At 65.6% G+C, this 21,914-nt stretch carries 18 protein-coding genes; 7 read left to right on the top strand and 11 right to left on the bottom strand.

Going from position 1 to position 21,914, the window contains the following annotated elements; all coding sequences use genetic code 11:
• Nucleotides 1-48: 48 nt before the first annotated feature.
• On the bottom strand, nt 49-2,379 hold the full coding sequence (locus J2887_RS02395; protein ID WP_416381881.1) for an LPS-assembly protein LptD: 2,331 nt from the start codon (nt 2,377-2,379) through the stop codon (nt 49-51).
• A gap of 267 nt (nt 2,380-2,646) precedes the next feature.
• On the opposite strand from J2887_RS02395, the gene J2887_RS02390 reads away from it, so the two are divergent.
• Genes J2887_RS02390 through J2887_RS02380 form a run of 3 tightly spaced genes read left to right on the top strand, consistent with a single transcriptional unit; the run spans nt 2,647 to nt 5,131 of the window.
• A complete protein-coding gene (locus J2887_RS02390; protein ID WP_227173858.1) occupies nt 2,647-3,675 on the top strand; it encodes an aminoglycoside phosphotransferase family protein in 1,029 nt (342 codons plus the stop codon).
• Nucleotides 3,672-4,367, top strand: a complete 696-nt coding sequence (gene murU, locus J2887_RS02385) for an N-acetylmuramate alpha-1-phosphate uridylyltransferase MurU (protein WP_227173857.1) — start codon at nt 3,672-3,674, stop codon at nt 4,365-4,367. Before J2887_RS02390 ends, murU begins: the two co-directional genes overlap by 4 nt.
• Nucleotides 4,364-5,131, top strand: coding sequence for a molecular chaperone DjlA (locus tag J2887_RS02380; RefSeq protein WP_227173856.1), 768 nt, complete (start codon nt 4,364-4,366; stop codon nt 5,129-5,131). Before murU ends, J2887_RS02380 begins: the two co-directional genes overlap by 4 nt.
• Nucleotides 5,132-5,143: 12 nt before the next feature.
• Here J2887_RS02380 and J2887_RS02375 read toward each other — a convergent pair whose 3' ends face one another.
• A complete protein-coding gene (locus tag J2887_RS02375) occupies nt 5,144-6,109 on the bottom strand; it encodes a DUF3530 family protein (protein ID WP_227176031.1) in 966 nt (321 codons plus the stop codon).
• A 255-nt stretch (nt 6,110-6,364) separates the two neighbouring features.
• Here J2887_RS02375 and rpe point away from each other — a divergent pair, with 255 nt between their 5' ends.
• From rpe to trpE, 3 genes are all read left to right on the top strand, one after another.
• On the top strand, nt 6,365-7,036 hold the full coding sequence (gene rpe, locus J2887_RS02370) for a ribulose-phosphate 3-epimerase (RefSeq protein ID WP_227173855.1): 672 nt from the start codon (nt 6,365-6,367) through the stop codon (nt 7,034-7,036).
• Nucleotides 7,037-7,054: 18 nt separating this feature from the next.
• A complete protein-coding gene (locus J2887_RS02365) occupies nt 7,055-7,744 on the top strand; it encodes a phosphoglycolate phosphatase (RefSeq protein ID WP_227173854.1) in 690 nt (229 codons plus the stop codon).
• Nucleotides 7,745-8,026: 282 nt separating this feature from the next.
• Nucleotides 8,027-9,514, top strand: coding sequence for an anthranilate synthase component I (gene trpE, locus J2887_RS02360; RefSeq protein WP_227173853.1), 1,488 nt, complete (start codon nt 8,027-8,029; stop codon nt 9,512-9,514).
• Nucleotides 9,515-9,531: 17 nt separating this feature from the next.
• On the opposite strand, the gene J2887_RS02355 is transcribed toward trpE, so the two are convergent.
• The 9 genes from J2887_RS02355 to J2887_RS02315 all read right to left on the bottom strand — a co-directional run bounded on the left by J2887_RS02355 (nt 9,532) and on the right by J2887_RS02315 (nt 21,059).
• Nucleotides 9,532-11,214 carry an ABC transporter ATP-binding protein gene (locus tag J2887_RS02355; protein ID WP_227173852.1) on the bottom strand — a complete coding sequence of 561 codons (1,683 nt, stop codon included), beginning with the start codon at nt 11,212-11,214 and terminating at the stop codon, nt 9,532-9,534.
• Nucleotides 11,207-12,868, bottom strand: coding sequence for an ABC transporter ATP-binding protein (locus J2887_RS02350; protein WP_227173851.1), 1,662 nt, complete (start codon nt 12,866-12,868; stop codon nt 11,207-11,209). Before J2887_RS02350 ends, J2887_RS02355 begins: the two co-directional genes overlap by 8 nt.
• Before the next feature lie 98 nt (nt 12,869-12,966).
• On the bottom strand, nt 12,967-13,839 hold the full coding sequence (locus J2887_RS02345; RefSeq protein WP_227173850.1) for a helix-turn-helix transcriptional regulator: 873 nt from the start codon (nt 13,837-13,839) through the stop codon (nt 12,967-12,969).
• Nucleotides 13,840-13,891: 52 nt separating this feature from the next.
• On the bottom strand, nt 13,892-14,839 hold the full coding sequence (locus J2887_RS02340; protein ID WP_227173849.1) for a helix-turn-helix transcriptional regulator: 948 nt from the start codon (nt 14,837-14,839) through the stop codon (nt 13,892-13,894).
• Between the two features lie 37 nt (nt 14,840-14,876).
• On the bottom strand, nt 14,877-17,081 hold the full coding sequence (locus J2887_RS02335; RefSeq protein WP_227173848.1) for a TonB-dependent receptor: 2,205 nt from the start codon (nt 17,079-17,081) through the stop codon (nt 14,877-14,879).
• 73 nt (nt 17,082-17,154) lie between these two features.
• Entirely contained in the window at nt 17,155-17,994 is an 840-nt protein-coding gene (locus J2887_RS02330) for an ABC transporter ATP-binding protein (protein WP_227173847.1), read from the bottom strand.
• Nucleotides 17,994-19,043, bottom strand: a complete 1,050-nt coding sequence (locus J2887_RS02325; RefSeq protein WP_227173846.1) for a FecCD family ABC transporter permease — start codon at nt 19,041-19,043, stop codon at nt 17,994-17,996. Before J2887_RS02325 ends, J2887_RS02330 begins: the two co-directional genes overlap by 1 nt.
• Nucleotides 19,043-20,053, bottom strand: coding sequence for a FecCD family ABC transporter permease (locus J2887_RS02320; RefSeq protein ID WP_227173845.1), 1,011 nt, complete (start codon nt 20,051-20,053; stop codon nt 19,043-19,045). Before J2887_RS02320 ends, J2887_RS02325 begins: the two co-directional genes overlap by 1 nt.
• Before the next feature lie 4 nt (nt 20,054-20,057).
• Nucleotides 20,058-21,059, bottom strand: coding sequence for an ABC transporter substrate-binding protein (locus tag J2887_RS02315; protein WP_227173844.1), 1,002 nt, complete (start codon nt 21,057-21,059; stop codon nt 20,058-20,060).
• Between the two features lie 229 nt (nt 21,060-21,288).
• Here J2887_RS02315 and J2887_RS02310 point away from each other — a divergent pair, with 229 nt between their 5' ends.
• Nucleotides 21,289-21,867 carry an anthranilate synthase component II gene (locus J2887_RS02310; protein ID WP_227173843.1) on the top strand — a complete coding sequence of 193 codons (579 nt, stop codon included), beginning with the start codon at nt 21,289-21,291 and terminating at the stop codon, nt 21,865-21,867.
• Nucleotides 21,868-21,914: the final 47 nt, after the last annotated feature.

Here is a 21,914-nt window from a genome sequence, read left to right as displayed (position 1 = left end):
AGATTCCCCTGTTTCTGTGGTTGGCACCGGTCCCGCCGGCGCGTTCGATCAATGTCCGTAACGACGGCGTTGGCGCTCGTCAAACCCGTAGATGGCGTCGGAAATACGGCTCGAAGCACCACCGGTGCCCCCCAACCCCTTGAGTTGGATCTGGAACAGCATCCGGCTGTCGAGCTTCTCATCGGTGGTGAGGTAGTTCTGGTGGACCACCTGCACGCTCCAGCAGCAGCTGCTGTACTCAATCCCCGCCAGCGAGCCGGCGGTACGATCAAGCTGGGAATCGTAGACCCAGCGGCCGATCAGGCTGAGCTGATCGGTCACCGGCACCACCCCGCCAATGTCCGCCTGCTCAAACCGGTCGCGGCTGTAGGTGTGGCCCAGGCTGGCCAGGTAGCGGTAGTCGCCGGAGTGGAACACCAGCTGGCTGCGGCTCTCTTCCGTTTCCCGCAACCGCGGGTCCCACAGCAGCGATGTACGCAGGTCCAGATTGGCCAGGGGCCGCAGCACGGCCTCGCCCGCCAGCGGCGACTCGCCACGGCTTTCCGCCCCCTCGCCGTCCAGGGTGACCCGGCGGTCCCGGTAGTGGTAGACCTGCCCCAGGCTGAAACGGGCCCGCTCGGCACCGTCGTTAAAGTCGTAGAAGCGGCTGGTTACCGCCAGCGTCAGGCGGTTGGCGTCCCCGACCCGGTCACCGCCACTGAAGCGGTTGCGCCGGAACAGTTCTTCGAAACTGAACGAACGCAGGGAGCTGTCAAAATCCGGGATCTCGTCCTGGTCATCATCGGCGTCGGCCCAGGCATAATAAAGACGCGGCTCCAGAGTCTGGTTGTACGGCACCTCGAACAGTTCGGTACGGCGATCAAAGTAGAGCCCGGAATCCCACTCCAGCACCGGCACGGTACGGTCGATCTGGCGACTGTCGTCGATTCGGCCGCCGAAGTCATAGTCCACCAGCTCATAGTGGGTGTAGTCGAGGGTGGCCGACGGCTCGGCGTACCCCCAGATGGCCCGCATCGGCAGTGCCAGCCGTGGCTGCAGCCGCAGACGTTGACCATTGGCCCGATCGAGGCCACTGAGCAGGTCGTTATCGCGATAGAAATGGGTGTACTGGGCTTCCACCGACGCCGCCGCCAGCCCCAGGTCCGCACGACCGCCGTACAGCAGCTCCGGCAACTGGGCATAGGGCTTGTCGGGTTCGGCGATGTAGTCGGCGATGGTCTGATAACCGTTGAGGTAGGCCTCAAACAGCTGGTTGCTGTCGCGATAACTGACACCACCACGACGGCGCAGATGGGTGGCCTGGCTGATGTCTAGGGAACGGTTGAGGTCGCTCAGGTAGTCGTTGTCGGACACTACCGAGTAGTCGCCGTAGCCGGTCCAGCCGCCACCGAAGCTGGCGCCGGTGCTGAAATCCAGCGCCCAGCGTTCGCCGTCCTTGCCGGGATACTCGCGGTCATAGTCGCTGTCCTGGCCGATGTAACCCAGTTGCAACACCGATTCACCGTAGGGTCCGAGGTAACGACCTTCCAGTTCGGTGAACAGGCCCCGGCCATGGATGTACTGAGGCGTCAGGGTGGCGTCGTAATGGGGCGCCAGATTGAAGTAATACGGCAGCGCCAGATAGCCACCGGTGCCGGTGTTGGAGGTGCCGAACTCGGGGTAAAGGAAGCCGCTCTTGCGGCGGTCATCAATCGGGAAGCTGGCCCAGGGCCAGTAGAACACCGGCACATCCATCACCTCCAGGCGCAGGTGACGGGCGGTACCAAAACCTTCGTTCCGGTCGAGATGGATCTGGGAGGCAACAATGGACCAGTCGTTCCGGCCAGGCGCGCAGGTGGTCAGCGTGCCCTCATCAATCACCACCTGCTGGTCCGCCACCCGGGACAGCGACGCCGCTGTGCCGCGCATGTCAGCCTGGTGCAACAGGAACGAAGCGGTGTTGAGACGGAACTGCCCTGAGGCGGTGTCGTAGCGGGCTTCATCGCCGGTCAATAGGAAACCGTCGCCGCGGCTCACCAGCCCGCCATTCAGCGACACCTCACCACTGACGGCATCGTAACGGGCCTGGTCACCCTGCATGGAAAAGCCGCCCTGGCGGATGCTGACGTCGCCCTCCAGAAACAGCGACCGATCAATCTCATAGCGGGCATTGAGGCCACTGGCGTGGATCGGCGCCTCAGCCAGACTGCCGGACGCCACCACAGCGCTCGCAGGCGGCGGCAGATAGCCGCCCTCACAGAACCGCGGCAGCTGATTCCGCACCGCCGCAGGCAGGGCCTCACGGGGGCGCCAGTCCAGTTCCGCGGCGGTCGGCCCAGTCTGGGCCAGGGCGGCGTGCCCCGCCAACGCCAGGGAGCATCCGGTCAACCACAGGCGCACACGGCCCGGGGCGCCGCCGGGGCGGTCAGCCTGCCGGCCTGGAGATCGCGAATCGCGGAGAAAAACTGGCACGTTGACGGCGGTCCTGTGCTGCTGCATGGAAATCGGGGAGCCGCCTAGTTTACACGGCCCTCCAGCGCTTGTTAACGAGATTACCGCATCCTCACGCAGCGGCGTGGCCAGCCTGTGCCCAGAACGTCGTCACAGCTTCTGATTGCCCGCCAGTTCTGCTAACTTTCGGGTTTTGAACTGCTTCAGAGCCACGCGATGGATACCCGCCTACAACAGCTGACCCAATGGGTCCGACAATTCCCCGGTCTGGCCCAGGCCGAGCCGCAACCGGTGTCCGGTGACGCCAGTTTTCGCCGCTATTTCCGGGTCCACCGCGACGGCACCGGGCTGATCGTGATGGACGCCCCGCCCGCCCACGAGGACTGCCGGCCGTTTGTCGCCATCGCCCGTCACTGGCGGGACCAGGGCGTCGCGGTGCCGGCCATTGAGGCGGAGGATCTGGTGGAAGGCTTCCTGCTGCTGGAAGACTTCGGCGATACCCAGTTGCTGGCCAGGCTCGACAGCGACAACGCCGACGGCCATTACCGGCAAGCCCTGAACGAGTTGCTGCGGATCCAGTCGCTGCCCGCCGATCCGGCCTACCCGCTGCCGCCCTACGATACCGCGCTGCTGAACCGGGAGATGCACCTGTTCCCCGACTGGTTGCTGGAGCAGCAACTGGGCCTGACCCTGGGCAACAGCGAGCACGCCCTGCTGGATACCGTGTTCGCGTTCCTGCGTGAGAGCGCCCTGGCCCAGCCCCAAGTGACCGTGCACCGGGACTACCATTCCCGCAACCTGCTGGTGCGCGAACACACGGCGGTACCCGGCGTGATCGACTTCCAGGACGCCGTGCGCGGCCCCATCACCTACGATCTGGTGTCGCTGCTCAAGGACTGCTACGTGCGCTGGCCGGAACAGCAGGTCTGGCAGTGGGCGGAGCAATACCGGGTACTCAGCGCCGATGCTGGCCTGCACCACGCCGATGCCGATACCTTCCGACAGTGGTTTGAACTGATGGGTATGCAGCGTCATCTCAAGGCCGCTGGCATCTTTGCCCGTCTGGCCATCCGCGATGGCAAGACCAGCTTCCTCGGCGATGTACCCCGTACGGTGCAGTATCTGGTGGAGGCCAGTGGTCGCCAGGCCGCCCTGCGACACTTCCACGACTGGCTGCTGGAGGTGGTGATGCCAGCCATCGACCAGCGTCTGCTCCCCCTGCTCGCGGAGAACCCGACCCCGTGAAGGCCATGATCCTGGCCGCTGGCAAAGGCGAACGGATGCGGCCGCTAACCCTGACCACCCCCAAACCACTGCTCACCGCCGGCGGCCGACCATTGATTGGCCATCATCTGGTGCGACTGCAGCAGGCCGGGTTCCGCGAGGTGGTGATCAACCACGCCTGGCTCGGCGAACAGATCGTCGAAACCCTTGGCCAAGGCCAGGACTACGGCCTGCAACTGCACTATTCCGCCGAGGACGAGCCGTTGGAAACCGCCGGCGGTATCCGTCAGGCGCTGCCGCAACTGGCCTCGGCCGACAGCCCCTGGTTTCTGGTGATCAATGGCGACATCTGGTGCGACCTTGACCTGGGCCTGCTCACACCGCCGCACGACGCCTCGGCCCGGGCACTGGTGGTACTGGTGGACAACCCACCCCACAACCCGGACGGCGATTTCCACCTGGCGGCGGACGGTCACGTCCACGCCGACGGCACACCACAACTGACGTTCGCCGGCATCAGCCTGCTGCATCAGGACCTGTTGGCTGACCTGCCGACCGGCCACCGGCCGCTGGCACCCCTGCTGCGCCAGGCCATGGCCGCCGGCCAGGTGTACGGCTGGCACCACCGCGGCCACTGGGCCGACATCGGCACCCCTCAGCGGCTGGCAGAGCTGGATCGCTTGCTGAATCAGCAGGAGCCCTCACAGCCATGAGCCTTACCGCCACACCGGTCAGCCTGCCATCGCCACTGGACGCCAGCTACGACGACCTGGTAACCCGCCTGGTCAAACACGGTTACCAGCCCGGCCCAGTGCTGACGGAAACCGGCCTGCCGGCCCACGCCCGAAGACAGCTGTTCTTTTTACTGGGTTACCTGGCGAAGGCCGACGGCCGGGTCACTGAAAAGGACATCGGTTATGCCGAGAGTCTGATCCGCGCACTGACGCTGACACCCGGTCAGCGCAAGCGCGCCATCAAACGTTTCCAGCAGGGCAAGCAGTGCTCCCAACTGTCACGCTGGCAGGCCTGGCGGCTACGCCTGAACTGGCGCTGGCGGCCGGAAGCGGTGATGGTGATCGCCCTATGCCTGTGCCATGGCGCCCAGTTGCAGGGCCTTCCCAGCAAGCAGCGGCGCCACCGCTGTGAAGACGCCGTCGACGCCCTCGGGCTGGATGCGGGATTGGTGGCGGAAGTGCTGGAAAGCTACAGCAACCAGGGCGGGCAACAGAATGCCGAACGCTTTCCGCCACCGCAGACCTACCAGGACGCCTGTCGCATCCTGGGCGTTGGCCGCCGGGATTCACTGACCCTGATCAAGCAGACCTATCGCAAACAGGTCTCCCGCTGCCACCCGGACAAGCTGGCTCGGGACCTGCCGCCCCGGGAACTGGCCTACGCCAAGGAGCGCCTGCTGCGTTACCAGCAGGCCTGGGAGGTGGTGCAGCGCTATCACCGTCACCAGGCGGAGCAGAAATAACCGCCCGGCCGATCAGTCCTTGCGCTGCAACCAGGCCACCAGGCGACTGACCACCTGGCGGGCGTCCCGCGCGGTCGGCAGCGCCGCCATCGCCACCGCCTGCTGCTGATAGCCCTGTATCCCCTGGCGCCGGAACACTGCCGCCCGCTGACTGGCCACCTCCGGCTGTGCCCGCGCCGGCGCCAGGTCCAGCACCTGCCAGTCGCTCTGACCTTCCAGACTGGCCGGCCAGGCCTGACGCTCGTCGGCGGCGAAACGCGGCGCGATCCACACCAGTTCGGCACTGCGGCCGTTGGCGGCCTGGGCCTCTCGCCACACCGGCATCGCCGCACGGCCAACACCCACCAGCACAACGCGCTGATAGCCCTGCTGTTGCAGCCGGCTGCGGGCGGCTGACAGAGTGGAGGCCACTCGCTCCCGGTACTGGCCGGTCAGATCCGCAACCGGCTCTTTCGCCATCACGTCGATCACCGACGACTCACCACTGGCAGCCAACGCCGGATTCGCCGCCTCACCACCGGTGGGTGCAGGGTCCGGCTCGGCCGCGGTCTGGGTGCTGGTCTGGGCAGGCGCTGGCGGCGGTCCGTCCCCCGGCCCCACCGGCAGGCCCAGGGTCATGGCGGCCCAGCCTCGCGCCGCCAGCGCCTCACGCATGGCGCCGGCCAGGCTGCTGGCCGCACTCTGGCCCTCGGCCCCCAGAATCAAGACCGCACCCTTGGCCGGCGCCCGCTGTTCCCGTTCCAGCAGTGCCAGCTCGTCTCCGCCTTCGCTGTTCTGCAGCCACACCGCCGCGTCTGGATAACGGGCGGCCAGCGCCCGCGAGCCCAGACCGGTGGAGATCATCAGCCGGCGGGCATCCACCGGCGCCCGCCTGGGCGTGCTCGAGGCCGCCTCTGCGGTGTCGTCCACTTCCGCCTCGGGCGCGTCCGATTCCTCCTGGGCCAGCGCCGGCATCGCCAGCATCGCCGCCATCAGCACGGTCAACAGACGCTTACCACCAGACGGACGACCAATCCGCGGGCGCCTCTGCCCTGTTGTTATTCGTAACCTCACGACCACCTGCCTGTTCCTGCTCAATGACTGCCGGAAGATGCGTATCCAGTGTCCCGTCTGGCCAACTCCAAAAACGCTCAATGAAACTGGTACACTTAGGACCCTCCGAGACCCGCGCCTGACCCACTCCGGGTGAGCGCAGGCCCGCCAACGACTATAAGCCCGATCGAGAGAGCTGTCATGACCCCGTTCCAGATTGCCCCGTCCATTCTGTCCGCCGACTTTGCCCGCCTCGGTGAGGAAGTCGACAACGTGCTGGCGGCCGGTGCCGACATTGTCCACTTCGATGTGATGGACAACCACTACGTGCCCAACCTCACCATCGGCCCCATGGTCTGCGAGGCCCTGCGCAAGCACGGTGTGACCGCCCCCATCGACGTCCACCTGATGGTCAGCCCGGTGGACGACCTGATCCGCATGTTCATTGACGCCGGCGCCACCTACATCACCTTCCATCCGGAAGCGTCCCAGCACGTCGACCGCTCGCTGCAACTGATCCGCGATGGTGGCTGCAAGGCCGGCCTGGTGTTCAACCCGGCAACGCCGCTGCACCACCTCGACCACGTGATGGACCGGCTCGACATGATCCTGCTGATGTCGGTGAACCCGGGCTTCGGCGGCCAGAAGTTCATCCCCGGCACCCTCGACAAGCTGCGGGCGGCCCGCCAGCGCATCGATGCCAGCGGCCTCGACATCCGCCTGGAGATCGACGGCGGCGTCAAGGTCGACAATATCCAAGAGATTGCCGCTGCAGGCGCCGACACCTTTGTCGCCGGCTCCGCCATCTTCAACACCGACGACTACAAGGCCACCATCGACCAGATGCGTGCCGAACTGGCCAAGGCCCAGTAACCGTCCCGGAGACGCCCCATGAAACTGACCGAACTGTTCGATGGCCAGTGGCCGCAGACCCTGCTGTTTGACTTGGACGGCACCCTGGTGGACAGCGCCGCCGACCTTGCCGCAGCGGTGGACCAGATGCTGACCGAGATGGGTCGCCCCACCGCCGGTGCCGAACGGGTCCGGCAGTGGGTCGGCAATGGCGCCGCGGTGCTGGTGCAGCGTGCCCTCGCCGGTCGCCACGACCATGAGGCCGGCGGCCCGCTGGATGAGGCCACCTACCGCCAGGCGCTGGACCATTTCTTCACCGCCTACGCCGAGCACAATGGCCGCCACGCCACCGTTTTCGAGGGCGTCGAAGCCTTCCTGACGGCGGCCTGGGACCAGGGCTGCAAGCTGGCAGTGGTCACCAACAAGCCGTCCGCCTTTACCGGCGATCTGCTGGAACAGATGGGCCTGGATCACTGGTTCGAGGTCACCGTCAGCGGCGATACCCTGACGGTGAAAAAGCCCGACCCGGCACCACTGCACCACGCCCTGGAAGCGCTCGGGGCCGACCCAGCCCGGGCGGTGATGGTTGGCGACTCGATCACCGATATCCGTGCCGCCCGCAACGCCGGGCTGCCGGTGGTGGCGGTGCGTTACGGCTACAACCACGGCGAGGCCATCGACACCCTCGGTGCCGAGCGGGTGGTTGATTCGCTGGCAGAGCTTTTGTAATCTCAACAGCAACTTCCGGCCCGGAATTCCCGGGCCCATCCTCCATATCCCCAGCGTTAGGGAGAGACCTGCGGTGCAGGGACTGAATCTGGCAACCCCCGGGAGCGTACTCTCCTCCCGCGCAACCCGATGGTGGCGATGGCGTAACGGCTGATCCACCAGCCCCGGCCGGGCCTGTCACGACAACAGCCGGCCCCGATCCCTGTGGTGGCGCTGATCGTAAAGCCAGCGATCGCCGCCACATCGACACCCCATCGCCTATTGCATAGCCAGGATAACGCCATGACCCCTGAACAGTTTGCCGAGCTGGCCGCCGCCGGCTACAACCGTATTCCCGTGTTCCGCGAAGTACTCGCTGACCTTGACACGCCCCTGAGCACCTACCTCAAGCTGGCCAGCGGGCCCTACTCCTACCTGTTCGAATCGGTTCAGGGCGGCGAGAAATGGGGCCGCTACTCGATCATCGGCCTGCCCAGCCAGGAAGTACTGAAAGTGCACGATCACCGCATCACCATCAGCCGCCAGGGCCAGGTGGTGGAACAGATCGACAGCGACGATCCGCTGGCCTTCGTGGAAGAATACCAGCGCCGCTTCCAGGCCCCGGACCTGGCGGACCTGCCCCGTTTCAACGGCGGTCTGGTGGGTTACTTCGGTTACGACACCGTGCGCTACATCGAGAAACGGCTGCAGCCAAGCTGCCCGCCGGACCAGATCGGTACCCCGGACATCCTGCTGATGGTCTCGGACGAAGTGGTGGTGTTCGACAACCTGCGGGGCAAGCTGCACCTGATTGTCCACGTCGATCCCGCCACCAGCGGCGCCCACGACCAGGCCCTGGCGCGTCTGGACGAGCTCGAGCGCCGACTGCACCGGCAGACCGCCGACGCCCCCCAGACGCCGGCCCACCTCAGCGGCCGGCAGGTCCAAGAGGAGGACTTCATCTCCGGTTTCTCCCAGGACAAGTTCGAGGCCGCGGTCGACCGGATCAAGGAATACGTGCTCGATGGCGACGTCATGCAGACGGTGATTTCCCAACGCATGACCATCCCGTTCGAGGCGCCGCCGCTGAACCTGTACCGCTCGCTGCGGGTGCTGAACCCGTCACCGTACATGTACTTTCTCGATCTGGAGGATTTCCAGATCGTCGGATCGTCGCCGGAAATCCTCGCCCGGGTGGAAGACGACGAGGTCACCGTACGGCCCATCGCCGGCACCCGCAAACGCGGTGCCACCGATGCCGAGGACCGGGCGCTGGAAGCCGAGCTGCTGGCCGATCCCAAGGAAATCGCCGAGCACCTGATGCTGATCGACCTGGGCCGCAACGACGCCGGCCGGGTCTCCGAGACCGGCACCGTCAAGCTCACCGACAAGATGATCGTGGAACGCTACTCCCACGTCATGCACATCGTCTCCAACGTCACCGGCCGGCTGAAAGACGGCATGTCCTGCCTCGACGTGCTGCGGGCCACCCTGCCGGCAGGCACCCTTTCCGGCGCCCCCAAGATCCGCGCGATGGAAATCATCGACGAACTGGAACCGGTGAAGCGGGGCGTCTACGGCGGCGCGGTGGGCTACCTGTCCTGGAACGGCAACATGGACACCGCCATCGCCATCCGCACCGCGGTGATCCAGAACAACCAGCTCCACATCCAGGCCGGCGCTGGCGTGGTCGCCGACTCGGTACCGCGACTGGAGTGGAAAGAAACCATGAACAAGGGCCGCGCCATCTTCCGGGCGGTGGCGATGACCCTGAACGATTTCGATCACTGAGCCACCCGGTAACCCAGCTAATCCGCCGCCTGCCACAGTGCCTGGTAGGTGGCGCTGTCGGCCAGCAGGTCGGTGTGCCGGCCCTGCTGCACCAACCTGCCCTGCTCCAGTACACAGATCCGGTCAACATCGACAATGGTGTCCAGACGATGGGCAACGGTGATCACCGTCTTGCCTTCACACAGTCGCCGGATTGCCCTCAGCACAGCCTCCTGGCGACGCTGATCCAGCGCTGAGGTGACCTCGTCCAGCAACACCACCGGAGCGTCCCGCAACAGCGCCCGGGCAATACTGACCCGCTGGCGCTCGCCGCCGGACAGGGTCTGGCCGTTCTCGCCCAGAATACCGTCGAGGCCTTCGGGCAGGCGTGCCACCACCTCATCCAGGCCGGCATCGGCCACCGCCTGCGCCAGGGCTGAGGCGCTGGCCTGCGGATTGGCAATCATCAGATTGTCCCGCAGGCTGCCGGCGAACAGCTGCACATCCTGGGTGACGTAAGACAGGTTGCGATACAGCTGATCGGTGCCCAATCGCGCCAATGTCAGCCCTCCCAGACGAACCTCTCCGTGATCGATGGCGTGGAAACCGGCAATCACATGCAGCAGGCTGCTCTTGCCGGCACCGCTGGGACCAACCAGGGCCAGGTGTTCGCCGGCCTCCACCGTCAGGTTGATGTCCCGCAACACCGGCTGGCCGTCAAGACTCAGAGTCACGCCCTCCAGGGCCAGATCCGTCCCCTGCGGTGCCTGGCCCTGCTGGGGCTGGCGCGGTGCCGTGGCCAGGCCATGGAGCCGGGCGGTAGCGCTCAGGAAGAAGCGGATCAGCGCGGCGAAGATGGTCAAGCTGGCCAGCGGCCGGATACAGGCCACCGTGGCCGCTGCCACCACCAGCCAGGCCTCCGGCGTCAGGGCGTCCCCAGCCAGCAGCACACCGCCGACCACCATCACCAGCGGCAGAGTCAGCTCCAGCAGGCAGGTCACCAGCATCACTCCAGTGCCGGCAGCCCACTCCAGATCCAGACCGGCATCGCGAATCTGGCACAGCCGCTGCTGCAGAGGCGCGGCCAGTCGCTCGGTGCGACCAAACGCCTTCAGCGTCGGCAACCCCTCGATGAACTCCAGCAACTCGTTGGCACCCTCGATGCCGTGGCGATGGCTGGTCGCGGCCGCCGCCATGAAACGCCGTTCAAGCACCGGCAGCAGCATCAGGTTGACCATCAGGCTGGCGGTCAGCAGGGCGCCCAGCGCCGGGCTCACCAGCCAAACCACGATCGCCATTGCCAGCGGCACCACCACCGCTCCCGCGGCTTCGGCCACCAGGTGGCTGAGAATGTCCTCAAACTGCTTCAGATCGCTGGTCATCAGGCGAATACGCTCCCCCAGCCCTTTGCCGGTCAGCGCTGCCAGGGGCTGGCGACGAATGTCCAGCAGCAGTTGGCGACGCAGGCTGTGGCTGAGCTGGTAGGCACCGGTAAAACTCTGCCGGGCCGTCAGCCCCAGCAGCCACTGGGCCGCCAGTGCCAGCGCGGCCACCGCCACCAGCGCCGGCCCCGACAGCGTGTGTCCCGACAACACGTAACCAAACAGCATCAACCACGGCACCATAGGCACCAGATCGGCGCCCATGCGTCCGACGATGCCCAACCAGAACTGGCGCTGTGACGCCCCACTGTGCGCCAGCAGAAACTGCACCTTAGTCATCGCTCTTGCCCTCCGTCACCGTCAGTTCGCCATCCGTCAGTGTCCATACCTGGTCCGCCGTGCGCACCGCCTGGGGCCGGTGACTGATCACCAGCTGGATCTGTGACGGGTCGTAGTCCCTGACACCTGCCAGGACCTCCCGCTCGGTGCGGTTGTCGAGGTGAGAGGTCGCCTCGTCGAGGATCAGAATCGGGGTTTTGGCCAGCAGGGCCCGAGCGATTGCCAGCCGTTGCAGCTCGCCACCGCTGAAGCTGCGGCGGGTCTCCCCCATGTCGGTATCCAGCTGCGCCGGCAACGCCCGCACCAGCCCCGCCAGCCGGACCACCTCAAGCACCCGCCAGAGTTCACTCTCATGCTGACGGGGACAGGCAAGCCGCAGGTTGTCGGCAATCGAACCGACAAAGAAGAACGCCTGCTGGCTGACGCTGGCAACGTAACGGGCCCGGCACTCGTCAGTGAGGGTGCGGATGGCGTGGCCGTTGAGCAGCCAGTCGCCCTGATCCGCCACCAACTGACCGGACAGCAGCTCCAGCAGCGAACTCTTGCCACCACCGGAGGCGCCCTGCAGCACCACCCGTTGTCCTGGCGCCACCGACAGCGACAGCCCCCGGAACAGCGATCGGCCACCCCGGGACAGGGTCAGATCACGGCAGGCCAGGCGCTGCAGGGGTTCGTCCAGATGCCCGGTGGTGACTTCCTGCTGCGGGCACAGCGACAGCAAGCGGCCCACCGCCACAAAAGTCTCGGACACCTGCCCGATCAGTTGGGTCAGTGCCAGCCAGGGCTTGAGCATGCCTGCGGCGATCATCGCCGCCACCACCCCGTCCGCCAGTGACAGGGTACCGGCAGCCATCAACACGATCGCCAGCGGCACCAGAAAGAACAGCGACGCCTGAGCCACCGTCACGAAACCGACCCAGGCACCAATGAGCTGGCGGATGTAGTCCGCGGTCATGCCGTGATGGCTCGCCATCGCACGATCCAGCTGACGGAACGAATCGGCATCCACCCCGTACAGCTTCATCACACCTATGCTGCGCAGGAACTCCAGTTGGGCCTCATGCATGCGGGCCACAATGTCGTTGTAATGGGCCTGGCGCTCCGTAAAGCCCCGCATCATCACCACCTGGATCAGTAACGCCAGCGGCAACGGTGCCAGGGCCACCAGTCCCAGGCGCCAGTCAATGACAAACAGCAGAGCGGTCAGCAGCAGTGGCATGATGACGCCGTTGATAATGTCCACACCGTGGTGGGCAATCAGCGGTTCCAGTGCCTGAGTGTCTGTGATGACGCGTTTTTCCAGGTCGCCACGGTGAAAGCCCCGCAGCCGACTGACCGGCATTCGGGCCAGGCTCGCCACCAGAGAGGCCCGCACCCGCTGGATGATGCCGTAGGCCGCCAGATGCGCCTGCCATACCCCCGCAGTGAACAACAGGTAGCGCAGCACGATGGCGCTCCCCGCCACCAGGCCATGGCCCAGCACCGGTTCACCGATCATCACCGCGCGGGCCGCCAGCCACAGTGCCACCCAGGGCACCAGCTCCACCAGTGAGGCCAGTAACGCCAGCGCCAGGGCCACGGGCAGACGCCGCGGCTCCCCCCGCAGGATCATCACCAGAGCCTGGCTGCTGGACATGTCATGGGTCAGGTTCATTGCCAATTCTCCCGCCAAAAGTGGGAATTATTCGCAATCGATCACCTTGCCGCCTGCACCTTCGGGAACCAGATCATCACGATCGGGAATTCTCCCGGTCAGCGATGGCCGGACTGTCGGTGTTGGCGGTAGTGGCTGGGGCTGAGGCCGGTGTGACGCCGGAATACCCGGGCGAAGTGACCACTGTGGCGGTAGCCCAGAGACAGGGCCAGATCGGTGATGGTGCAATCGGTATGGGCCAGCTCACGCCGGGCCCGCTGCATCCGCTGCTGCTGAGTCCAGGCAGCCACGCCCAGACCCAGCTCGCTGCGGAAGGCCTGTTTGAGGTAGCAGTCATTGGTACCCAGGGCCCGGGCGAGCGCGGTGATTGACCAGGTCTGCGACAGATCCTGTCGGATCAGCCCGCAGGCCCGGTCCACCAGCGCCGGCTCGCCTGGATCAGCCATCAGCAGAGCGAGGATTTCCAGCGCCTTGGCCTTCATCCACAAGTGCCTGGCTTCACCCCGCAATGGGCACTGCCAGATCGCCTCGGCGGCCCCGGCCAGCGCCCCGGTCAGCGGCGTCAGCCAGCCGGCGGAGAGTTCGCGGAATCTCTCCAGGCCGGGGCTGGAGGCGGACTGGCACAACCGTGACATGTTGTGGTCAGAAAGCGGGAAGTACAGCTGGATCGCCTGCAGGCGCCCCCCCGCCGGCAAGACCACGTGGTCCCGGTAATCCTCCGGCAGCACCGCCACCAGGCAGCGATTGCGGAAAAAACTGGAGGGAACCTCCGGGTAGTCACCGCCCAGGGCATCGCTGTGCCCCATGATGCTGACGTAACAACCGGCGGGCACCCGCTCCTGCAGTCGCAGGCCTTGCCGGGTGGTGTAATCGAACACCCGCAGCCAGGACTGGCGATCGAGGGGGTACTGTTCGTAGAGATCGGCGATGGCCGCCATCTCGCAGTTGATGAAAGGACCGTCCGGGGTCACGGGGTTCTCCTGGTTGTTCACGGCACGGGACGCGCTGCAAGGGAGTCTCCGGTTACCCGCGCAGGTCCCGGGGCAGGACCCCAAACTGCTTGCGAAAGGCCGCGCTGAAGTGGCTGACGTTGCTGTAGCCCATCATCACCGCGGTTTCGGTCACGTTGTGACGTCGCAGCAGCGCTCTGGCCGCCTGCATCCGCTGTTGCTGGAACAGGGCGTAGACGCTGGTGCCAAACAACGCCCGGAAGCCATTCTTGAGTTTGTACTGGTTGAGTCCGGTCTCACTGGCCAGTTCCGCCAGCGTTGGCGGCTGGCTGAGATCACTCAACAGCCGGTCGCGGGCCAGATACAGCCGGCGCCGGTCCCGCTCGCTGATGGTGGTAACGGCCGCCGCCGGCTCCCGGAAAGCGCTCAGCAACCAGTGCAGATAGTCCAGCACCGCGGCGTGCAGGCGCAGGCGGCTGTCGCCTCCCTGGCTGAGCCGGATGGCCAGTTGCTCAGCCTGGCGCGCCACATCCAGGTGGTAACCGGCGTTGCGGACGAAGAACCGCGGACGATCGGCCAGTCGCAGTACCGTCAGCTCGTCACCGGCCAGCTCCCAGAGTTTGTCAGGGGTCGCCATCACCGCCAGATTGCGGAACCGCTGCCCCACCGGCATGCTGAACACTTCGCCGTCCGAGTAGCCCATGCTGAGATCGCCACCGCCATACTGCATCCGGACATCGCGGATGCAGGCCTGAAAGCGCCCCTCCAGAATGCAGTTGAGGTGGATGAACTCACTGTCACCGGGCGACTCCATCGAGCCCGATACGGCGGCCTGGGCAACGTAATCGGTCAGCGCCACTGTCAGCCCGGGCTGGATCTCCTGGCGGGTTTCCGAAAAGAACGGCAACTCTCGATTCGGTTGTTCAGTGGTGACGGACATGGCAACGGTATCGCAACGGGCAGTGGGTGGGTCCATGGCTGCCCGCAGACCGGGCAGCCAATAGGCTACCAGACCCGACACCAGTTGTTAACGCCTATCATTCTCAATTAACCCGGCGCTAGAAGCGGGCGGCCAGACTGATCCCAAACCGGCGCGGGTCACCGGCTTCCACGGTGTGGCCGGCACCGAAGTCGAACTCCACCCGCGAGTAGTATTCATCACCGGCGTTCTTGATCCAGGCGTAGGCCTCCCAATGCTCCGATTCCACTCCGGCCTTGAGGTTCAGCAGGCTGTAGGCGTCCTGTTCGAAGTGATTCTGGCTGTCGAAGTAATAGTCGCCAATGTACTGCACGTCGGCACGGGCGAACAGGTCCAGACCATCGGTCAGCGGACGACGGTGCTGTACCGCCAGATTCGCGGTCAGCTCCGGAGTATTGACCATCTTGTTGCCATTACAGTTGGCACTGACACCGGAGAAATCGCAGCCCTGGTAACGGACGTATTCGGCGTCGGTGTAACTGCCACTGGCACTGACCAGCCAGCCCGGTGCCGGACGATAGCGAGTCTCAAACTCCACGCCCTGACTGCGGCCCTTGCCGGCGTTGTCGGTCAGAATCTTGCCGGTCTGCGGCACCAGCTGCTGCACCTGCTGATCATCGATCTCGATGTAGAACAGGGCGGTGCTCAACTCCAGGGCACCGGAGAGCAAGCTCGACTTATAACCCAGCTCGTAGTTAGTGCTGGTTTCGGAGTCGTACGTCGGGTCGTCCTCACTGGGGTAGAGGTAGTCGAAGCCGCCGGCGCGATAACCACGGCTGACACTGCCGTAGAGCAACCCGTCACTCAGCGTCCACGAGGCGCCAAGCTTCGGCAGCCATTGATTGAAATGCTTGTCGCCCTGGATATGGACACTGGCGCCGCTCTCAAGCTGGGTGCGGATATCCGCCTCACGCTTCTCCCGGTCCAGACGCAGGCCGGCTGTAAGGCTCAGGCGCTCACCGACCCGATAATCCAGTTGACCAAACACCGCCTGACCGCTGTTGTTCTTGCTGGCATCGGTGAGGTCGCGGTAGGGGCCACCCATACCGAACGCGGTATAGTCCAGTACATTTACACCATCCACGTGGTACTCGCTGCGATAGGCATAAAGCCCCGCCAGCCAGCTCAGCTCGGTCTCGCCACCGGACGCCCAGCGCACTTCCTGGGACAACTGGTTCTGGCTCTCATCCGACGTTGAATGGTGGGTATAGTCAGGATTGCTGCCGGCGTCCTGGTCGGCGGAGTTGAGAGTCTCCCAGTCCCGCCAGCCAGTAATGGCGGTCAGGGTTCCGGCATCGAACTGACGGCTGATCGACAACGAGGCACCCCTGGAGTCCTGGTCGTCCTTGCCGTGCATGTTGTGGTCGACCTTGTCCGGATTCCGCTTGATAAAGTCGGCGGTTCCAAGAGCGTAGGAATCGCCCCGGCGACGGTCATAGTCCAGGATCAGATCGGCCTCAAGATCGTGAGATGGCTGCCAGCGCAGCTTCACCCGGGCACTGGCCTCACGGGTTTCGCCATAGTCCTCGCCGGTATGGATGTTGGTGAGGTGGCCATCGTCATCGGTGGCCGACAGGCTGACACTGGCGAACAGCTCGTCACGGATCAGCGGCACACTGCCCTGCAGACCCAGCTTGCGCCGGTCCAGATTATCCGCGGACAGCGACAGGCGCCCCGTCGCGGTGTTCCCGGGTGGCCGGGTGACGATGTTGATGATGCCGCCGAGGGAATTGCCACCGTACAGGGTACCCTGGGGGCCCCGCAGCACCTCAACCCGCTCGATGTCCATCAACTCCAGGTCGAACATGCCGTTGCTGGTGTAATTGACGCCATCGACGTAGAAGCCCACGGTCTGGTCGGTAAACAGCCCGGGGCCGATTCCGCGAATAAAGATGTTGCTTTCGCGGCTGCCTCCCCAGGTGAAGACATGCAGGTTCGGCACCTGCTGGCCCAGCTCCTCCAGGCTCTCCACTTCGGCGTCCGCCAGCTCTTCGCCGCTCCTGGCGGACACGCTGCCACTGACGTCCATCACCTCCGCCTGGCGCTTCTCCGCGGTTACGGTAATCGGTTCAAGCGCCAGTGGTGCCGCAGCCGGCGCCGCCAACGAGGTCAGGGGAGCCAGCCCAAGGCCTGCCGCCGCGCCCCACCCCAGCCAGCTGTCCGCCAGCGCGGTACGCGACCGGGTCAAACCGGACGACGGCGCCCGGGACTTGAGTTTGCACAGGGTGCTGGAGGCGGGGTTGGCAGTTCCGGCCAGAGCTGACCGGTGGGACAGTCGCAACATCACAGGACTCCTTCAACTTGATTGGTGAATGCGTCTCATTTACCTTCATTCTGTGCCAGTCACCAATCGGCCACTACCCGAAAACGTCGGCGTCCCCCGTTTCCGTCGCTCGTTCCTGCGCTGGCAGCCGCGCCATCATCTGGGGATACCGGCGACCTCCGTGCTGCTGCATCACCCACGCCGCCTCAATGCCAAATACCCGCCGCAATAACGCCGGCGTCAGCACTTCCGCCGGTTTGCCATCGGCCTGCAGGCGTCCCTGGTCCATCACCAGCAAGCGGTCGGCGTATTCGCTGGCCTGGTTGAGATCGTGCAGCACCATCGCCACCGTCAGCCCCCGGTCGCGATTGAGCTGCCGCAACAACGAAAGCACCTCCAGCTGATGGCCGATATCGAGGAAAGTGGTGGGTTCATCCAACAACAGGTAGTCGGCCTGCTGCGCCAGGGCCAGAGCCACCCAGGCCCGCTGCCGCTCGCCCCCAGACAGGGCCTGGAACTCGCGGTTCTGCAGCCCGGCCATGCCCGTCAGCGCCAGCGCGTCTGCCACTGCGGCACGGTCAGCAGCACTGCTGCGCCCAAACAGGCCCTGATGGGCGAAGCGGCCGTGGGCGACCAACTGGCGAACGGTTATGTCCTCCGGAGCCTCCGGGTTCTGGGGCAGCAATGCCAGCCGCCGGGCCAGGGGCCGATGGCCCCACTGCGCCACCTCACGCCCCTCCAGGCACACCCGGCCAGACAGCGGCGTCAGCACCCCTGCCAGGGCCTTGAGCAGGGTTGATTTGCCGCAGCCATTGGGGCCCACCAGACAATGGATTGCTCCCCGTGACAGGGAGAGGGACAGCTCCGGCACAATGGTCCGCGGCGATGCCGGCCCACGGTATCCCAGCACCAGCCTTTCGGCACTCAGGGTCATCACGATCTTCCGCCTTGTTTGATCAACAGGTACAACAGCACCGGAATACCCAGCAGCGTGGTGAGCGCCCCGGCGGGTAGCTCCAGCGGGCTGGCCAGGGTACGCCCGACGATATCCGCCGCCAGGGTCAGGACACCGCCCAGCAACAGGCACACCGGTACCTGGGCAGCAAAGGACCCTCGCGCCAGCAGCCTGGCCAAGTGCGGCACAATCAGCCCGACAAACCCCATGGGCCCGGCCACGGCGACGGCACTGGCTGCCAGCACGACGGCCACCGCCAGCGCCAGCAGCCGCCAGCGTTGCACGGCCAGCCCCAGGGTCTGGGCCTGATGGTCACCAAAGCGCAGCAACGACAGCGGCTTGAGCGCCGGCAACAGTGCCAGCAGGCCGGCCAGGGTCCACGGCAACAGCAACCACAGGTGGCTGAAATCGCGGCCATACAGACTGCCGGCCAGCCACATCAGCGTGGTTTCGGTGCGGCTGCCACCCCAGACCACCACCACCCACATCACCGCCGCGTTCAACACCGCGCCTACGGCAATCCCGGTCAGTGCCAGTCGCGCCGGTGCCAAGCCATTGCGCCAGGCCAGCGCCAGCACCAGCGCCGCCACCATCAGACCACCCACCAGGGCCGCCCAGGGCAGACCGGCAAGCCCGACACCGGCGGCCACGCCCGGCAGCAGGTCGGAGAGCAACAACAGGATCACCACCGCCAGCCCGGCACCTCCGGAGACCCCAACCACACCGGGATCGGCCAGCGGGTTGCGGATCACCCGCTGCAGGATCAACCCGGACAGCGCAAACTGCGCCCCCACCACCACCGCCAGCAAGGTCCGCGGCAGCCGGAGGTTCCACAGTACCGGGAAGTCCGCCGGGTTTGCCGACACCATGCCCCCATACAACGTGCCCCAGTCCAGCGCGACCGTTCCCAGGCGCAAAGACGCCAGCACCAACGCCAACAACATCACCACCAGCATCGCCAGCGCGGGCCATCGGCGGACGGTGCCGCCGCGTTCTGCCACCACCGTTTCAGCATTCGCCGCCGCCATCAGCCCGCCCCGCCCTGTCGACGCACCAGCAGCACCAGCAACGGCCCGCCCAGCAACACACACAGAATACCCACCGGCACCCCAACCAGCCGGGCGACACAATCCGCCAGCGCCACCAGCGCGGCGCCAGTCAACGCCGACAGCGGCAGCAGCCAGCGATGGGGCAAGGCCCCACCAGCGCTCCGCCGGAGAGCCAGGCGCACCAGATGGGGCGCCACCAGGCCAACAAAACCGATGGGACCGGCTACCGCCACGGTGGCGGCCGTCAGCACCACCGCCAGCAACCCCAGAACCAGCCGCCAGCGCTGCACTGGCAGGCCCACAGCCGCGGTGGTCAGCTCGTCCAGGGTCAGCAGATCCAGGACCCGGGCAAACGCCATACCCAGCACCAGCCCCGGCACCACCAGCGGGTAGAGCTGGTGGACATGGTCCCAGGTGCGGTTCATCAGGCTGCCGGTCAGCCAGTAGTAGATGCCATTGGCGCCGGTATCGGCCGTCACCAGCAACAAGGTGATGGCCGCAAAGAAGAACAAGGCGATGCTCATGCCGGCAAGCAGCAGGTAGGTCGGGTTCAGTCGGGTCTGCCAGGCCACCGCAAACGTCAGCAGCCCGGCGGCAAAGCCACCAGCGGTTCCCAGTGGCAACAGCGTGGCGGGCGGCAAGCCCAGCACCAGATAGCCCAGAACGATGGCAAAGGAGGCCCCAGCACTGACCCCCATCAGATCCGGGGTCCCCAGAGGATTGCGGGTAATCGACTGTACCAGGGTGCCAGCCATACCCAGCGCAGCGCCCACCAGTACGGCAGTCACCGCCCGTGGCAGCCGCAGTTGCTGGACCACAAAGCCATCAACCCCGTCGCCGCTGTCCCGTAACGCCTGCAACACCTGTTGCGGGGCCAGCCAACGCTCGCCCCAGGCGAGTGAGATCAGGGTGGCCGCGGCCGCCAGCAACAGACAAAACAGCGCCAGCACGGTGGCCCGGCAGCTCAGTTCCCGGTTATCCAACTCCACGGTGTCAGCGCGAAACGAAGGTCAGCGGCCGGGCACGGGCGGCGGCTGGCAGGTCGGCCGGAGCGGCAAAACGTTCCGGATAGAACAGATGGGCCATTTCCCGCAGTACCAGCTCCCGGGCGATTGGCCCGTGAGGCATCACGTACTGGTCGCTGACCCGGAACACCCGATTGTTGCGCACCGCGTCCAGCCGCTGCCACACCGGATGCCGGCTCACCGGACGGTCGTCGCCGGTGAACGACAGGATCACATCCGGGTTCAGACGCAGCAGCTGCTCCATGGTCAGCACACCGGCATCCGGTTTCTTGAACTCGGGTGTTGGCGTAGGTCCCATGGCATTGGTGACCTGCAGTCGATTCATCAGGGTGGTGCTCAGGTGATGGTCGTAGAAGGCGTAGAGAGTATCCGCCCAGTGCCAGATCAGCAGCGCCGAAACACCGCCCGGGGCGGCATCGGCCAGCTCGGCCACGTCGTCGGCAAAGGCCGCGTTCAGCGCCTGCCCCCGGGCTTCGTCACCCAGGGCCCGAGCCACCGCCACCACCGCCCGGTCGGAATCCTCGTAGGTCATCAGGTCGAACGCCAGGAACTGGCCGATTTCCTCAAACTTGCGCTCGAAGGGCTCGGTGTACTGCCGCAGACCAATCACCAGGTCCGGACTGAGTTCGGTCAGCCGCTCCAGATTCGGCTCATGCACCTCACCAAGGTCCACCATCGCAGCCACCCGCTCGCCCAGGTAGGCCGGACGCCGGTGATTGAGCGTCGACAGCGCCTGCACCGGTTGCCCCAGCGCCGCCATCACATCGGCTCCAAACGCCGAGATTGCGGCCACCGTCTGCGGCGCCCGGGTAAAGGTCACCGGCGCCGGACGGTCATCCGTCACCACCACCGGATAGGCCCCGTCCGCCCGCAGGGCCCCAGCCAGCAGAAGCCAGAGCGCCAGGACAAGGCCCAATGACTGCAGGGCAGAGAAATCACGAAAGCGAAACAGGTCACAGCAGGAAAGCATGGCGACGTTCATCCAGGCACAGAAACGGGGTTGGACACGGCCGCCGATTGTCGCCGTCCGCCTCCGGGCCCACTACCCGAATCGGGATAAAATACCCGGGGCCGGCCAGGCTGATCAGTTTTCACCCCGGCGAGTCGTTATTGTCCCCTCCCCCCTCGGCTGCAATAATGCCCGACTACGCAAGAGACGTGACAGCGCCCCCAGACCAACGCCAAAGGATGTGACCGCCATGCTGCTGATGATCGACAACTACGACAGCTTCACCTACAACGTGGTGCAGTACCTGGCGGAGCTGGGGGCGGACGTTCAGGTGCATCGCAACGATGAGATCACCATCGAACAGATCGAGGCCCTGGAGCCTGAGCGGCTAGTGATTTCCCCCGGCCCCTGTACTCCCAACGAGGCCGGTATCTCGATGGAGGCCATTCGCCACTTTGCCGGCAGGCTGCCGATCCTCGGAATCTGCCTGGGGCACCAGTCCATCGGCCAGGTGTTCGGAGGCAAGGTGGTGCGAGCCGGCCAGGTCATGCATGGCAAGGTATCAAAGGTGTACCACAACGACAGCGGCGTGTTCCGCGGCCTCAACAACCCGCTTCAGACCACCCGTTATCACAGCCTGGTGATCGCGCCGGACAGCCTGCCGGAGTGCCTGGAAGTAACCGCCTGGACCCGCAACGACGACGGCTCGATGGAGGAGATCATGGGCGTTCGCCACAAGACCCTGCCCATTGAAGGTGTACAGTTCCACCCGGAATCGATCATGACCGAGCAGGGCCACGAACTGCTGCGGAATTTTTTACGCAGCTGATCGTCAGGCGCTGCAAGCGCGCGCCTCAACAGCCCACCCGATACGAA

It is taken from the genome of Marinobacter sp. CA1, from assembly GCF_020546665.1.
Classification (GTDB): Bacteria; Pseudomonadota; Gammaproteobacteria; order Pseudomonadales; family Oleiphilaceae; genus Marinobacter; species Marinobacter xestospongiae.
The sequence above is the reverse complement of the archived record's forward strand: the minus strand, read 5'-3'. Positions and strand labels throughout refer to the sequence as shown.

What these genes read in the sequence shown, in the direction of transcription:
- J2887_RS02355 (WP_227173852.1), bottom strand. Translation starts at nt 11,214, where the DNA reads ATGACTAAGGTGCAGTTTCTGCTGGCGCACAGTGGGGCGTCACAGCGC.
- J2887_RS02335 (WP_227173848.1), bottom strand. Translation starts at nt 17,081, where the DNA reads ATGTTGCGACTGTCCCACCGGTCAGCTCTGGCCGGAACTGCCAACCCC.
- J2887_RS02350 (WP_227173851.1), bottom strand. Translation starts at nt 12,868, where the DNA reads ATGAACCTGACCCATGACATGTCCAGCAGCCAGGCTCTGGTGATGATC.
- J2887_RS02330 (WP_227173847.1), bottom strand. Translation starts at nt 17,994, where the DNA reads ATGACCCTGAGTGCCGAAAGGCTGGTGCTGGGATACCGTGGGCCGGCA.
- trpE (WP_227173853.1), top strand. Translation starts at nt 8,027, where the DNA reads ATGACCCCTGAACAGTTTGCCGAGCTGGCCGCCGCCGGCTACAACCGT.
- rpe (WP_227173855.1), top strand. Translation starts at nt 6,365, where the DNA reads ATGACCCCGTTCCAGATTGCCCCGTCCATTCTGTCCGCCGACTTTGCC.
- J2887_RS02325 (WP_227173846.1), bottom strand. Translation starts at nt 19,043, where the DNA reads ATGGCGGCGGCGAATGCTGAAACGGTGGTGGCAGAACGCGGCGGCACC.
- J2887_RS02315 (WP_227173844.1), bottom strand. Translation starts at nt 21,059, where the DNA reads ATGCTTTCCTGCTGTGACCTGTTTCGCTTTCGTGATTTCTCTGCCCTG.
- J2887_RS02390 (WP_227173858.1), top strand. Translation starts at nt 2,647, where the DNA reads ATGGATACCCGCCTACAACAGCTGACCCAATGGGTCCGACAATTCCCC.
- J2887_RS02310 (WP_227173843.1), top strand. Translation starts at nt 21,289, where the DNA reads ATGCTGCTGATGATCGACAACTACGACAGCTTCACCTACAACGTGGTG.
- J2887_RS02380 (WP_227173856.1), top strand. Translation starts at nt 4,364, where the DNA reads ATGAGCCTTACCGCCACACCGGTCAGCCTGCCATCGCCACTGGACGCC.
- J2887_RS02365 (WP_227173854.1), top strand. Translation starts at nt 7,055, where the DNA reads ATGAAACTGACCGAACTGTTCGATGGCCAGTGGCCGCAGACCCTGCTG.